We start from the raw sequence: 14,898 nt of genomic DNA on the forward strand, positions 1-14,898 counted from the left end.
GAATGATGACATTGTTTCGCACCTTCCCTACTGTAAAGATATCTCTAACCCGCTTTGCCTTAGCCACGCCATTGTTGGTATCTCTTATGGCCTGCTCGCAAACGCCTTCTGTAGAAAGTAAGGTAATTGATGACAGTAAAGTCGTGGAGATTCAAAAGACCATCGCTGAAAAATACCCTAATGCCGATGCTGAACTACAACATCACATACTAGACGTGGCCGTGAAAGCCATTGATAACATGGTATTCATTGAAGGCGGCAGTTTCATGATGGGGGATTTTGGTATGCCCTGTGACATGGACGTAGACATCCATTTGGCGAAATGGGAACCCGGTGCTAGCTGTATGTCCTCCATCGCCAGTGTAGCAAATGGATCCAATTACCTACACAAGGTCACCTTAAGTAACTATTCGCTGGCCAAGTTCGAAACTACTTATTACGACATGAATGCCTATCGTTTAGCCCATGACCTACCATTAATTGATGCTAGATTTAATACTAGACGACTCAAAGAAGCCACCCCAGTAAAAAATTGGCAGCAAGCGAAAGACTATTGCACTTGGCTGGGGGAGCTAACTGGCTACCCATTTGACCTCCCAACGGAAGCCCAATGGGAATACGCCGCTCGTAACCGCGGACAAAATATTTATTACGCAACTAACGACGGTGAAGTGCGCTCTAAAAATAGAGGACGCTATATCAAACGAGCCGATGGCTCCACTTACTATAAAGACTGGCAACCAGAGGAATGGAATTACCCCCAAACAAATGACTATGCCAATGATGTGGACAGCTGGCCCCCTAACCCTCTGGGCATTTATGCCCTTAGCAGCGGTCCAAAGGAATGGGTTAATGATTGGTATTCCATTGACTACTACCAACAATCTCCGGAACACGACCCTCAAGGCCCCAAAACAGGTACCAACAAAGTACAAAGAGGAGGACAAGGAAATCAACCTTTTGTCATGAACCGTTTTATCGGAGAAGAAAAGGATGACTATTATCCTGCCTATGGTTTTCGGTGTGGATTACAACAAACAACCCCTTTAATATAACTGAGACGGCATAAACGTATAGCCCCTCCTTCTCGACTAATAAGCCAAGTGGGGCTATACGTTAAGTTTACTTAGGCATAGAAACTAGGAACATCACTAATTTGTTGGGCAACTAATGACAGTTTGTTTTGAAAAGCTGACCCGGTTTTATAGGTAAATGCCAGAAGGTATCGCTGATTGATATCATCTTCACCTTCAGACAACCACTTAATCCAATCATTGAACTGATCCTGCTGGTCTTCTGCCAATATGGCGTTAATACGATCTAAATTATCAAACAGTATCTTATCCCCAGCTTGCTTTTCGCCTTTGGGGTTCATATGTGCTAACACCTCTCCAAACTTACGCCGATACTGCCAGTCGATAACAATAAAACAACTTTTACATAGACCTGACAGTTCACGGGCGATCTTCGTTCTTTTCTAATTTTCGCTGTTTTATAATAAAGGGAAACAGACATTAAAGGATGAATGATGACATTGTTTCGCACCTTCCCTACTGTAAAGATATCTCTAACCCGCTTTGCCTTAGCCACACCATTGCTGGTGTCTCTTATGGCTTGCTCGCAAACGCCTTCTGTAGAAAGCAAGGTAATTGATGGCAGTAAAGTCGTGGAGATTCAAAAGACCATAGCTGAAAAATACCCTAATGCAGATGCAGGACTACAGCATCACATTTTAGATGTGGCGGTAAAAGCCATTGATAACATGGTGTTTATTGAAGGTGGCAGCTTCATGATGGGGGATTTTGGTATGCCCTGCGAAATGGACAACTTATTTCTGGCAGAATGGAACCCGAATGTACAGTGTGCGTCAAACGTCAACAGTCAACGTTATGGTACGATTAATCTGCATAAAGTAACTCTGAGTAACTATTCTTTAGCTAAGTTTGAAACCACTTACTACGACATGAACGCCTACCGTTTAGCTCACCAACTGCCATTAATTAACGAAGAACTCAATGATAGGCGCTTAAAAAGACCCACCCCAACCAAAACTTGGCAAGAAGCAAAAGATTATTGCACTTGGTTAGGAGACATTACTAATTACCCTTTTGACTTGCCGACAGAAGCCCAATGGGAATATGCAGCACGTAACCGCGGACAAAACATCTATTACGCCACCAACGATGGCCACATAAGACCAAAAGGTGATGGCCGCTATATTAGAAACAGTAAAAATCAGAAAATATGGAAAGACTGGTCACCAGAAGAATGGAACTATCCTAGAGTCAGCGATGCCTTTAATGACGTAGGCAGTTGGCCAGCGAACCCGTTAGGCATTTATGACCTAGGGGGCAACGCTACCGAATGGGTCAATGACTGGTTCTCTGCCGACTATTATGCTAATTCTCCAGAACACGACCCACAAGGCCCTGCTACAGGCACTAATAAAGTGCAAAGAGGTTGGCAGGATGACAGACCTATTGTTACTGCACGCCACATTGGGGAAGATAAGGATAAGTATTATTCGATGTACGGTTTTCGTTGCGCCTTACAACAAAAAACACCTATTTAAGCTCAATGAAGCATATAAATGGATGCGAACACGTCCATTTATATGCTGATTTTGTATCTTTCTTTTACAGTGTCTGTAATTTGTTCTCGAAGGCCTTACCAGTTAAAGGTTGAAATGCCATGGCTTCACTTCGGTTTACATCATCTTGCTCTTCTGCTACCCAAGCGATCCAACTGTTAAATTGCCTTTGTTGAGTTCCATCCAGAATATGATTCTAATGGCTCAAATATATGTATAGCTTCCTTATATTTCTGCTGATTAAATAAATCAACGCCCTCGTCAACTGTCGTCGCGAAGGCATTAAAAGAAACAATCAAACACAGGCTAACTATTACTCTTCGAAGCATCTCTATTACATCTAACTAGGTTACAAGTTACCTAAAGCAAAGCATGCACACTCGATGCTTCATCAATGAACATATTCACTTTAAAATCAACAAGGAACTTTCTTGCTTTCTCTTCAATTCTCTTCTGTTCATTTGGCGTTAACAGATCCACTTTAACAAGTTCATTTTTTTCATTACGAAAATCAATATATGGCTTAAAATACAAATCCCCCGTGATTCTTTTATTAATTAAAGAGTAATAATATAAGTCTGAAATTAATTTCTTATCCTGATCAGACAAAGCCTCTACATCAGAAGAGCGTTTTAAAGGTGGTAAATTTTTATTCAAATCAAACATTAATGTTTGCCCCCCCCACCCCAAAAACAACATCTTCTTTAAAAGCTCATTGACATCCAGATCTAACTTCATATGATTTTTGTTAACAAAGTATAACCCCATCATAGCTGGAGCATAATTTTTACTGGCTATATATTTTAATAACTCAACACGTTTCTCGATCGTTAGAGGAATACCAGCATTAAACCCAGCTGCTTTATAACCGCCAGCTTTGACAGCTTCTTCTACCAGTTTGCCATATTTCTTCTGCTTCAAAATGGGCACGTATGCCCACCATGGTTTATCGCCCCAACGCAGCAGCGCATACATGGCATTACCATCGCCATTATCGGCCAGTTTTTTCCAACCTGCGATGGTTTTGTCCATCCAGCCTTCATCACAAGGCCAACCCAAATAACTACACCACTTATTATAACTTGGCACCATGAGATGCATCGCCCATGGGTCACCCGCCTCAGCCGCTTCATGCAGTGAAGCGCTCGCTTTAAATTGCTCCCCTGTTCGGAATTGAGTTACACCGAGCCAGAACATGGCACGAGCATCTCCCTGCTCGGCTAAAGGCTCAAAGATAGCTTTCGCCTCATCAAACTGTTTCTGATTATATAAGGCTAAACCTTCCTTCACTGTTGAAGCTGAAATATTACATGTAATTACTAATAATATGCAGCTTAACCATTTTGACATTTTTTCACACTATTACCGAACAGATTAGCTGTCGCTCAGCCTTACTAAAAAGAAAAATCTCTCTAATAAATCACCGTGCAACCATTTCGCCTACAGTTGAATCATCCAAAAACATATTAACAGGTAGGTCTTTTGTAAATTCTTTTGCTTTTAATTCAACTTTTCTCATCTCATCTTCTGACAAAACATCCATATAAACTTCTTCCCCTTTATTATTTACAACTCTTTTATTTATTATGAAACTTCTATCTCTTCCACTAAAATATTTTTCAACCAATGAATAATAATAAGCTCTCTTATAATTTTCTTTCATTTCATGAGATAGGTTTTCAATATCAGACTCAGTATCTATGCTTGGCAATTTCTCTCTAAAATGAAAATAAAGACTAAATGCACCAGCGCTGTAACCTAGAGACAATGCTCTCTTTGCCAACGAAAGTTTATTATCAATATCAACTTTCTTTGAATCATTAATATAATACAAATCCATCATGGCAGGCGCATAACCTTGTGTTGCTTCATACTCTAGTAATTCAATATTTTTTTTCATATCGATTGGTATGTACATATTATAACTAGCCGCTTTATAACCTCCCGCTTTGACAGCCTTTTCAACCAACTCACCGTATTTTTTTTGCTTCAAAATTGGCACATACGCCCACCATGGCTTCTCCCCCCAGCGCAATAACGCATACATCGACTTACCATCACCTTCATCGGCACGTTTTTTCCACTCAGCTATGGCTTTGTCCATCCAACCTTCATCACAAGGCCAACCCAGATAATCACAATAGCCATTATAGCTTGGCACCATGAGATGCATCGCCCATGGGTTTCCTGCTTCTGCCGATTCATGCAATGAAACACTTGCTTTAAATTGCTCCCCTGTTCGGAATTGAGTCACACCGAGCCAGAACATAGCGCGAGCATCTCCTTGCTCGGCTAAAGTCTCAAAGATAGCTTTCGCCTCGTTAAACACAAACTGGATATTATTACTCAAATCATCTCACTAAATTGCCTAAAGCAAAGCGTGTACACTCGATGCCTCATCGATAAATAAATTCACTTTAAAATCAACAAGGAATTTTCTTGCTTTTTCTTCGATTCTCTTCTTTTCACCTTCTGTTAATAAATCTACTACAAATAACTCATTTTTCTCATTAAAAATATTAACGGTCGTATTAAAATATTGATCACCTGTTATTCTTTTATTGATTAAAGAGTAGTAATATAAATCTGAAATTAATTTTTTATCCTCATCAGACAAAGCCTCTATATCAGAAAAGCTTTTTATACGTGGCAAACTCTGTTCCAACTCAAAAATCAATGTTACGCCACTCCAGCCCAAAAGTAACATTCTTTCCAAAAACTGAGATATATCCAGATCTAACTTCATATGATTTTTGTTAACAGAGTATAACCCCAACATAGCTGGAGCATAATTTTTATTGGCTTCGTATTTTAATAATTCTGTACGCTTCTCGATCGTTATAGGAATACCAGCATTAAAGCTAGCCGCTCGATAACCGCCAGCTTTGACAGCTTCTTCCACCAGTTCACCGTATTTCTTTTGCTTCAAAATCGGTACATATGACCACCATGGCTTCTCCCCCCAGCGAAGCAACGCGTACATGGCGTTACCATCACCATTATCAGCCAGTTTTTTCCAACCAGCGATGGCTTTGTCCATCCAACTTTCATTACAAGGCCACCCTAAATAATCACAGTAACCATTATAACTGGGTACCATTAAGTGCATCGCCCATGGATCACCCGCCTCTGCAGCTTTATGTAACGACGAGCCTGCTTCAAATTGCTCCCCTGTTCGAAACTGAGTAACTCCCAGCCAAAATGTGGCACGGGCATCCCCCTGCTCAGCTAAAGATTTAAAGATCCCCTTCGCCTCATTAAACTCTTTTTGGTTATATAAGGTTAAACCTTCCTTAACGGTTTCAGCTGAAACATTACACGCAACCGAAAGTAATCCCCAGCTTAGTATTTTTAATAACTTCATCATATAATTCTGTTCCCTAGTTAATATCTATTAACTTTTTGCCAATCCATAATTTCATATCCCTGATCAACCATAGAATAGCTATCTCTAGAGGACTTATAGTTATAATCAGCAAAGTCAAAACTTTTAGCTCTGCTATATCTATAATCCGCTTTCATATATAATTGATGTCTAGAAGTCATCCGTCCAATATAAAGAACAAAACTCTGATAATCCCTAATCATTGAGGTGTTATATAACGTTCTATTTATCTTTAACTCATAGTCATCATATTTTTCACTAACACATAAGGAAAAAAAGCGTTTTATCTTCACTAGATTTTCTGCATACTTTTCCCACTTCTCACCTGGATCTAAAGAGGTGGGGTCTTTTAGCCCCATTCGTTGCACGGCATTTTCAAATCGATCCAGTTGCGCGGCGTTCGGAATCGTTGATTCAGCCCCCAACCATTTAAAAATCTGTAATATGGCATTACTCTGAGCGGCGTTTTGCTCTGCCATCGAATCAGCTTCTTCTTTAGATGCCCAATTATAAAAATTGTTTGGAATATCATGATAATGCGTCAATACCGTTAACAGCTTAGCTAACGTTTCCGGTAGTGCGTTTTTGATCCATGAAGCGTTTTTGTCGGTATAGTCTGGGTTGTTGATGAAGTTTGCTACAAACCCCGCATTCCTTTCTTCCAGTGCTCGCGACTCCATTTCACGTATCAGTTTAAACGGCAACATCGCTACAACCCCCGCTGATAAGCCAAACGAGATAGCCACCGTCATCACGCTATTCAACGCTTTAAATGTCTCGTCGTCTTTGCCTTGTTCATCAAAAAAAGCAAAACGCTTAAAGCTACTGCTGTTGTTAATGGACAATAACAGACTCAAAAATGCCTCCATACTCTGCGGGTTCAACTCGGCTGAGATTGTCCCACCGCAACCAATCCCCTTAGTCACTCCTGCATTAAACATGACGATAAAGCGACTGCCATTGAACGTTAGAGTAAAAGTGCATTCTGCACCAATACCCAAGGTTCCTCGAACGCCGCCACCCACTTTGAACAAGTTTAAAAAGTCATGTTTCAGGTTAAGGTTTTTGGCGTCTGTAGCGGTCGGTTTCCAGTTAAACTCACAATTTACCGAGCCCCCCACTTCTAGTCCAGCAAAGGCCTTACCCTCTACTTTAGCCGGCTCGTCTCCAGCTGAAAAGTTAGCAAAACTCGAACTTGTCGGCGTCGTTCCCCGCACCCCAAACAAACCATTTGCGGTGTTACCAATATCCAATTCTGTCGACAAATGCAGGCTTGCCGCTATCGAACCGTAAACAGCGCCTATTATCTTAACCTGAAAAGAACCAATGTTTCGCTCCTGCTTGGTCTCCGGCAGCGCATTACCATTGGCATCTGTACCGCTATGTATATATGGCAACTTAAGCGGCATTTCTTTTTTCGGTAATGTCAGCGTAATGCTGCTCTGACCAGCCGCCACATCCACACCGGTTTTAATAAGGTCATAGTTGGCAGCAGCGCTCTTCTTCCCCGAGACAAGATCCTTCTTTACCGAAATAGAGCCGCCCCCAGTCCAAACAAACCGCATGAATTGCGCCGACGCACTCAAGTCCGCACCACCTTCCACACCAAACAGGTTGACGTCTTCTTTAAACCATGGGAAACAAGCCACATCCTCTACGTCAGCAAGTTTTTTGCCTCCAGACCAAGACAAAATGTTGCCATATTTGGCTTCTAGGCTCGCCGAAAGCTTCTTCATATCAACAAATCCAGGAGCCTTCTCTTTCTTCTTATCCTTCAATGAAGGAATTGCCTTCATATTACCGCCGCCAGTCGCACCACCTACCGGAGAGAACTGATAACCCACCACACAATTTTTGTGCTGAGATAGCTTGTCACTCAGAACAGCATGATTAGAACGGATATACAAAAGCTTATTTGGTGCACTGGCTAATGCACATTCAACAATATGGCACTGTGCATTACTGTTAGTCGCATATAACTGATTGGTTAGGTTTTCCGGCTGATAGTCATGCTCGTCCCAGATGAGCTGCATTGGCTGCTGCTCTAAAACTTGGTCAGCAAATTTGGCCCCTTCAACCCTATAGTAAAGCTGTGGCTTGCCCTTCTGTGTTTCTGCACACTCCCTCAGAAAATCAATACGCGCCTGGCACTGATGTGCATAGGGCAAGATATCGCTCACCTGTGCAACATATTCTTGATTCTTACCGACCAGATTTTTGAAGGCTTCAATCCTTTCTGCCACTTCACGCACGATTAACAATTGCAAAACATACGCGGGATAATACCCTAATTTATCAACATCAATTGTTGACAACGCAGACTTGAGTTGACTCAAGGTTGAGATTTGATTTTCAAATTTTTCACGAACGCGGTTCACATCCGCTTTACCAGCCAGCAACTGTTCTTCTGTTAGACATTGCTCTTTTATCGCCACAGAAAGCAGATTCAACCCAACAATATGCGACATGAGTGTAGAGTAATCGACGTCATGCTGAGTAAAATCTAGTTTTAGCCTATCAGCAGAATACCCTGTACGTACCATATACCAATTAGCCGCACTTCTTTCAGATAAACGCTTGCGAATAATTGAGTCACTGTGATTTTTCCATTTGGAATAGAACTCTTCAACCCGATCCAAATCGACGATTTCCGTATCAGATTTTAAATCCTTGATATCTGCAGGCACATCAATACTCGCACGTTGACGGTACTCACGTACTGTATTTAACAACTGAAATACAGCAGAACCTTTTGCGGAAGAATAATAACCGAACTCGGAAAACTCATAGCTGAGCTCCCCCTGAGGAAGCTTGACGGACTTTGCGATTTTCTTAGCTTTTTCTTCATAATCCGCCACTTTATCTTCAACATCCTCGAAGACATCATGAAGCAAGCTAATTAACGCTCTACGATACCGATTTTTTAGATTCGTACGTGCGACCTCATAATTTTCTAACACATTGGGGAATTGACGAAAATTGTCCCCATAAAGATTACAGTACATTCGTTCTAGAGTTTCTTCTTGTCTGTTGTGTAGCCGCTCTTTAATCTCTAATTTACGCTTTATACCGCTGACACCAATATCCCGATTATCTTCAGGAAAGGTTAAATTTTCTGGCTCAATTTCAACTTGCCTACTCAACAACGCTTTTACAAACAAGGCCTCTCGATAATTATCAGCGTCCTTGGTATTTTCTTTGCTGTCATTCATTCGCAAAAATACTTCATGAGACAAGCTGTTAAATGCATCAAGAATACCTAGCTCACCCATCGCAGCGACCCGAGAAACATTATCCGGCATAGTGACCGCTTTAACACAAAGATCATGCTCTGCTTTCACTGCATCAACTGCTTCCTGAGCCAAAAAAAGAAATTTCTGCTCAGATTTGCCCTGCTCACCAAGAAAAGAAGGCACATATAGCACATCAACCAAAGTCACATTTTTACTGCATTCTGATTGAGTAATTAAGGTATTCGGAAGCGTATTTTCAATTTCTTTGTCTTGAGGTTGCCATTGTGCAGAGGCCGATTCATCTGGTGTAACCAATTCATCGCCAGTATAAATTAAGTTGATGTCTTTTATCTGATCGGCATTGAGCTTTTGCAGCGTCATAACGTCTGTATTGTAGAGCTTTGCCAATGAGGAGAGGGTCTCTCCCTTTTTAATCATGTGAATTTTGGTCACGATAATAATTCCTCAGCTAATTCCTTGCTAATCATGAGTGGTACTAGGGTCGGAGAATCAGACGGGTTGGTTAGAGGCAATAAAGCTTCCGCCCCCATTACCAACGGGGAAACGTGTAATTCACGTGCCAATCCACACAACGCAGATATTTGAGTTGAATCTAAATGCGGTAAAACGGCCATAAGAGATTTTGGAGAATAGAACCGAAACAGCAATAAACGTCCGTCTTCAGAGGTGATGGTAATATGCTGTTGCAGAGAATTAATTACCTCAGCTTTCAGCAAGGTTCCCTCAAATTCAAAACAGAGGCTACTGCTTGCCCATCGCTTATCAGTTTGCCATTGCTGCCAGACATAATCCTCTTGATGAAGCTTAATCCATAGCGGACTATTGTCTATTTGTGCCTGCCACTGAGTTCCCAAATAAAGTTTGCCATATTCAATTTCGTGCTTGGCGCACACCTGTGCTGCTTCGGGCACACGAATTGTGTCGATTACCAAGTAAAGTTGAGTGTCACTCATGTTATGCATCCTGAATACATGTACAGTTCGCTTTTGCGCAGGCTCCGTCTGCCTGTCTCTGGCAGAGCTCCATCACAGGTAAATCCAACTCAGCAACCGCAGGTAAGGCTGCCGTTACACTCGGACTGTGTGGAGCGAGTAATAATTTCTCAGGTGCAAGTGGCGAAACAATACCACCCGGCAACAATGGCAATAGTTCACTAAACCCACTACCCGATCCTGCGCCACCGCCTGCGTTTAGGTTGATAGCGGCGCCGACCATGTGGACACCACCGCCGTCGATTTTCACAAAACTGCCGCCCGCGGCGAGGGTTATTTCTGCGCCGGCTTCAATCACGGTTTTGTTACCGCTCTTAATGTGTATTTCTTCACCTGCTTCTAGTACCGAGATCTTGCCGACCTTCTGCTGCAAGCTGCCATCAATGGTGATTGTTTGGTCTTTATCTATCTTGTGGCGACTTTCGCCCTTGATGGTCAGGTGGTCGTTGCCTGTGCCGTTTTCGCCGCCGATTTGGGTGAAGCGGTCGTTGTCGATTTGTCTGTGTTGGTCATGGCCGATGTGGCTGATGCTGTCGTTGAGGACATCGGTTTCGTGGTCTTTTTGCGCGTGTACATAGACTTTTTCATTGTCGACTTGATCTTCGAATGAGATCTCGTTGAAGCCTTCCCCTTGGTGGGTGTCGCTGCGCCATACGGTTTTGGTTTTGTTGTCCGGTAGAAGGTATGGCGGCGTATTTTTGGCGTTAAAGGTGCGTCCGGTAACAATCGGTTGGTCTGGGTCGCTGTTTAAAAAGCTGACGATGACTTCGCTGCCGATTCTCGGGATGGCCATCATGCCGTGCTGATTGCCTGCCCAACCTTGGGAAACGCGTACCCAGCAGGAGCTGTGATCGTTGGCTTCGCTGTATCTGTCCCATGGGAAGTGCAGTTTGACGCGTCCGTGTTCGTCACAGAAGATTTCTTCCCCTTCAGGGCCAACAACCGTGGCCATCATGGGGCCATCGACACTCGGTTTGGGTTGTGGTGTCGCTTGCCAGTTGGTGGTGGCAGGGATGAAGATAAAGCGATTGTTGTAGGTGGTGCTGCCAGATTGGCCTTCTTCTTCCAAGACTTGCGGTTGGGTGCCGTGGTGTTCGACCCAGACCGGCAACCATTCTTGGTTGATGGTGTCTTCGTTGTGCCCTTCGATGGTGATTTTCATGCCAGCTTGGATGCCAGCGTGGTTGCTTTTTCCCACGAGAGTGCGAGCACTACGGCGTAGATATTCTAGGCGTATGCGAGAAAAGGCTTTGCCTGTCACGTCGTCTTTGAAACGCCCTGGGGCATCGAAGTGTTCGTAATTGGGCAGCTGGTAATCCATGTTCTCGCCCTCTTGCTGGTGCAAGAAACGGTAATCGGGCTTTTTGAAGCTGTAGTCTTTCAGTGTGCTTTGGCTTGGTAAGCTTTGAGTGTGGTGTGTCAAAGTGGAGATGTAAAGATCGTCTGAGCCACCACCGGCTAAGACATTGTATGGAATAGGTGTGGGGTATTTAGGTAAAAACTGGCTTTGATCAGCAAAGTGCAGCAGGTGTTTGCCTTCTTCGTGAGTGAAGTAGTAGACCCAGCCTTCTTCGGCGGCCAGTCGGTGTAAAAAGTCTAGGTCGGTCTCACGGTACTGAACGCAAAACTCGCGCTCTAGGGGCGTTCTTTGGGTGGTAAAAAGGTGTTCCGTGATGCCCATCTCATCCAGCAGTTGGGTGATGATGGCTTGGGCGGTTTTCTTTTGGAAAATACGGCTGTTGTGACGTAAAGACAAACGTTCCAGTGCAGGAACGAGGGTTAAGCCGTAGTAGGTGAAGTTGTGCCCAGTGTCGCCTTTTTCAAAATGACGCACGATGCCGTGCACACGTTGTACTAATTCGCCATTGCGAAACAGGCGTAACTCCGCGCTTTTATCGACGATGGTGTCGGCAGACAGATCCGATTGACGACTGGCAAGAGACAATTGATAACGGAAGCCATAACAAGGCGAACCGTCTTTCAGCAGAGAATCAGAGATCGATTCATGCCCTTGGTATTCTCGAACGACGAGGGTGTCTTCTTCTATTCCGTCGAGTGCCAATGTAAACGTCAATGTAGCCATACCAGTTTCCTTTGTTATGACGGGTCAATCCAATGTGTAGAATGCAAGTCGTGAAGTGCGCATCTTAAACAGTCCATTATTCACGTTCAGAACAGACCATCTACCCCGAAGATCGTGATAATTGCGTAAGAATTGTGAACCATTAATACGCAAAAAGGCCGCCTGAGTGAACAGGCGGCCCGTACCAATACAAGCTTACGCTTCGATTGGCTTACTCCAGTCGTCAGAACCAGACGTACCAGAGTTGATGTGATCCCAAGTGATCTTACGGTAAGCCATAGAGACCGTTAGGTTTTGTGTAAAGTTGCCCATTGCTGGGTCTTGGCAATGTGGCATTTCGCAATGAATGTCCACGATAACCGCGCCTTCAAGCGCCGTTACGAAGAAGTTTTCTTGCTTGCCTTCCGCAGAGGTGCGGTACCATTTCAATTCCACTTTTGGCAGTTTTTCACCAGAAGACAAGGCGTTGTAAAGCAGTGGAACCGCTTTGTTCAGAGCAACGGTGAATTTGAATGGTTTGTGAACGCGCTGACCAGATGGGTTGCCAGACTGAGGGTTGGTTGGCACCGTTACGTTGTGGTCGAACTTTTGCACCAGCATTTCGTCGTCATGGCCTTCCAAGCCCACGTCACCGATAGAATCAACAGACATAGCGCCCGCAGTGATCAGACCCTGAGATTCACCTTCGATAGAGATATAACATGGCGTTGGCATAATAAAATTCCTTATTCGTAAAATAGTAAAAACGTGTTCTTGAACACTCTATCCAGAAGAGCAATATAGATGCCAAACCAAAATACCCAATACTTTCATAGACTTAAAAAAGTCGAAGCCACCAGCGAGCAAGACTTTGCTTAGAGTTAGGCAAAAAACCGCTCAGCGAGCAAGAGTTTGCTAGATGAAGAAAAAGCCCCTCTAATAAAAAACCAGCAGGGGGAAGACTGCTGGTCTTTGTTATCAATACACTCTGGTCGTTATTTCAATCAGACTGCAAATTGATTCATGGTGTTGTCTTTGCCAGACGCTTTAAGCGCTTGCTCACCAGAGAAGTACTCTTTGTGGTCATCGCCTATATTAGAACCCGACATGTCTTGGTGTTTCACGCAGGCTAATCCTTGGCGAATTTCTTTACGCTGCACTTCTCTCACATAACCCAACATGCCTAGCTCACCGAAGTAGTCTTTCGCTAAGTTATCCGTAGACAAGGCGGCCGTATGGTAAGTCGGCAAGGTAATCAAATGATGGAAGATTCCTGCCTGCGCGGCGGCATCTTTCTGGAAGCGTCGAATACGCTCGTCGGCTTCCTCGGCTAACATGCTGCCATCGTAATCTTGTGACATCAGTTTCTCACGCTGGTATTGGCTAACATCTTTACCTTCTTCCAACCACGCATCAAACACTTGCTGACGGAAGTTCAGCGTCCAGTTGAATGAAGGGCTATTGTTATACACAAGCTTGGCGTTTGGCATAACGTCACGAATACGATTCACAATTGCGGCGATTTGCCCAATATGCGGTTTTTCCGTTTCGATCCACAGTAGATCCGCGCCATTTTGCAAAGAGGTGATGCAATCCAACACCACGCGGTCTTCACCCGTATTCGGTTTAAAGCGCACCAAACCATTCGGCAAACGCGTAGGTTTGATTAAACGATTTCCTAGTTTGATCGCCATATCACCAGATTTCATTTGCTCAAGTGAGGTTACTTCCTCGCCATCAATAAAGGCATTGTATTGCTCAGCTAAATCACCAGGTGTTTGTGACACAGGAATTTTTTGCGTTAAACCCGCTCCCAAAGAATCCGTGCGCGCTACGATTACGCCATCGTCCACGCCCAACTCCAAGAATGCGTAACGCACAGCGTTAATTTTCGCCAAGAAGTCCTCATGTGGAACCGTTACCTTGCCATCTTGGTGTCCACACTGTTTGGCATCAGACACTTGGTTCTCGATCTGGATACAACAAGCGCCCGCTTCGATCATTTTCTTTGCTAGCAAGTACGTCGCTTCTTCGTTACCAAAGCCCGCATCGATATCCGCAATGATTGGCACTACATGGGTTTCGAAGTTATCAATTTTCTGCTGAGCCGCTTGTTCTCGAACCTGGTCACCCGCTTCTCTGGCGTCATCCATTTCTTTAAACAAGTGCTGTAATTCACGGGCATCGGCTTGTTTCAAAAAGGTGTACAACTCTTCAATCAACGCTGGCACAGACGTTTTTTCATGCATAGATTGATCTGGCAAAGGACCAAACTCAGAACGCATGGCCGCCACCATCCAACCAGACAAGTATAAGTAACGGCTGCGCGTGGTGCCAAAATGCTTCTTAATAGAAATCATTTTTTGTTGGCCTACAAAGCCGTGCCAGCACCCCAAGGATTGGGTGTAATTCGCTGGATCTTTGTCGTAGCTCGCCATGTCTTCACGCATGATTTTGGCTGTGTATTTAGCGATATCTAACCCCGTATTAAAACGGTTTTGCAATTGCATTCTCGCTACGAATTCAGGGTTCATCGCCGCCCAAGTTGGACCTTGTTGATTGATCGTATTGCTCGCTTGCTGTGTTTTATTGTTATAAGTTTGCATGGTTTTTCT

11 protein-coding genes are annotated in these 14,898 nt (G+C 43.7%); 2 read left to right on the top strand and 9 right to left on the bottom strand.

The annotated features are described in order from the left end of the window. The first annotated feature begins 5 nt into the window (after window positions 1–5). Window positions 6–1,055, top strand: coding sequence for an SUMF1/EgtB/PvdO family nonheme iron enzyme (locus tag C1X04_RS14080; protein ID WP_217494971.1), 1,050 nt, complete (start codon window positions 6–8; stop codon window positions 1,053–1,055). Between the two features lie 71 nt (window positions 1,056–1,126). Here C1X04_RS14080 and C1X04_RS14085 read toward each other — a convergent pair whose 3' ends face one another. Next, window positions 1,127–1,375, bottom strand: a complete 249-nt coding sequence (locus C1X04_RS14085; protein WP_137170287.1) for a hypothetical protein — start codon at window positions 1,373–1,375, stop codon at window positions 1,127–1,129. A 153-nt stretch (window positions 1,376–1,528) separates the two neighbouring features. On the opposite strand from C1X04_RS14085, the gene C1X04_RS14090 reads away from it, so the two are divergent. Then, window positions 1,529–2,572, top strand: a complete 1,044-nt coding sequence (locus C1X04_RS14090) for a formylglycine-generating enzyme family protein (RefSeq protein WP_137170779.1) — start codon at window positions 1,529–1,531, stop codon at window positions 2,570–2,572. Between the two features lie 378 nt (window positions 2,573–2,950). On the opposite strand, the gene C1X04_RS14095 is transcribed toward C1X04_RS14090, so the two are convergent. From C1X04_RS14095 to C1X04_RS14130, 8 genes are all read right to left on the bottom strand, one after another. Next, a complete protein-coding gene (locus tag C1X04_RS14095) occupies window positions 2,951–3,940 on the bottom strand; it encodes a tetratricopeptide repeat protein (protein WP_137170288.1) in 990 nt (329 codons plus the stop codon). A 70-nt stretch (window positions 3,941–4,010) separates the two neighbouring features. Then, complete coding sequence (locus tag C1X04_RS14100) at window positions 4,011–4,940, bottom strand: hypothetical protein (protein ID WP_137170289.1); 930 nt, start codon at window positions 4,938–4,940, stop codon at window positions 4,011–4,013. A gap of 18 nt (window positions 4,941–4,958) precedes the next feature. After that, a complete protein-coding gene (locus tag C1X04_RS14105) occupies window positions 4,959–5,957 on the bottom strand; it encodes a hypothetical protein (RefSeq protein WP_137170290.1) in 999 nt (332 codons plus the stop codon). Between the two features lie 17 nt (window positions 5,958–5,974). Continuing rightward, window positions 5,975–9,661 (bottom strand): LysM domain-containing protein, encoded by a 3,687-nt coding sequence (locus C1X04_RS14110; RefSeq protein ID WP_137170291.1) that lies wholly within the window; start codon window positions 9,659–9,661, stop codon window positions 5,975–5,977. Continuing rightward, the gene (locus C1X04_RS14115; RefSeq protein ID WP_175404952.1) at window positions 9,658–10,182 is read right to left on the bottom strand and encodes a DUF4123 domain-containing protein; all 525 of its coding nucleotides are present in this window, start codon (window positions 10,180–10,182) and stop codon (window positions 9,658–9,660) included. Before C1X04_RS14115 ends, C1X04_RS14110 begins: the two co-directional genes overlap by 4 nt. Before the next feature lies 1 nt (window position 10,183). Then, complete coding sequence (locus C1X04_RS14120) at window positions 10,184–12,304, bottom strand: type VI secretion system Vgr family protein (protein WP_137170293.1); 2,121 nt, start codon at window positions 12,302–12,304, stop codon at window positions 10,184–10,186. A gap of 195 nt (window positions 12,305–12,499) precedes the next feature. After that, window positions 12,500–13,018, bottom strand: a complete 519-nt coding sequence (locus C1X04_RS14125; RefSeq protein ID WP_110577336.1) for an Hcp family type VI secretion system effector — start codon at window positions 13,016–13,018, stop codon at window positions 12,500–12,502. A 269-nt stretch (window positions 13,019–13,287) separates the two neighbouring features. Further along, complete coding sequence (locus tag C1X04_RS14130) at window positions 13,288–14,889, bottom strand: isocitrate lyase (RefSeq protein ID WP_137170294.1); 1,602 nt, start codon at window positions 14,887–14,889, stop codon at window positions 13,288–13,290. Window positions 14,890–14,898: the final 9 nt, after the last annotated feature.

Source organism: Marinomonas sp. FW-1 (assembly GCF_005222245.1).
Lineage (GTDB): Bacteria > Pseudomonadota > Gammaproteobacteria > Pseudomonadales > Marinomonadaceae > Marinomonas > Marinomonas alcarazii.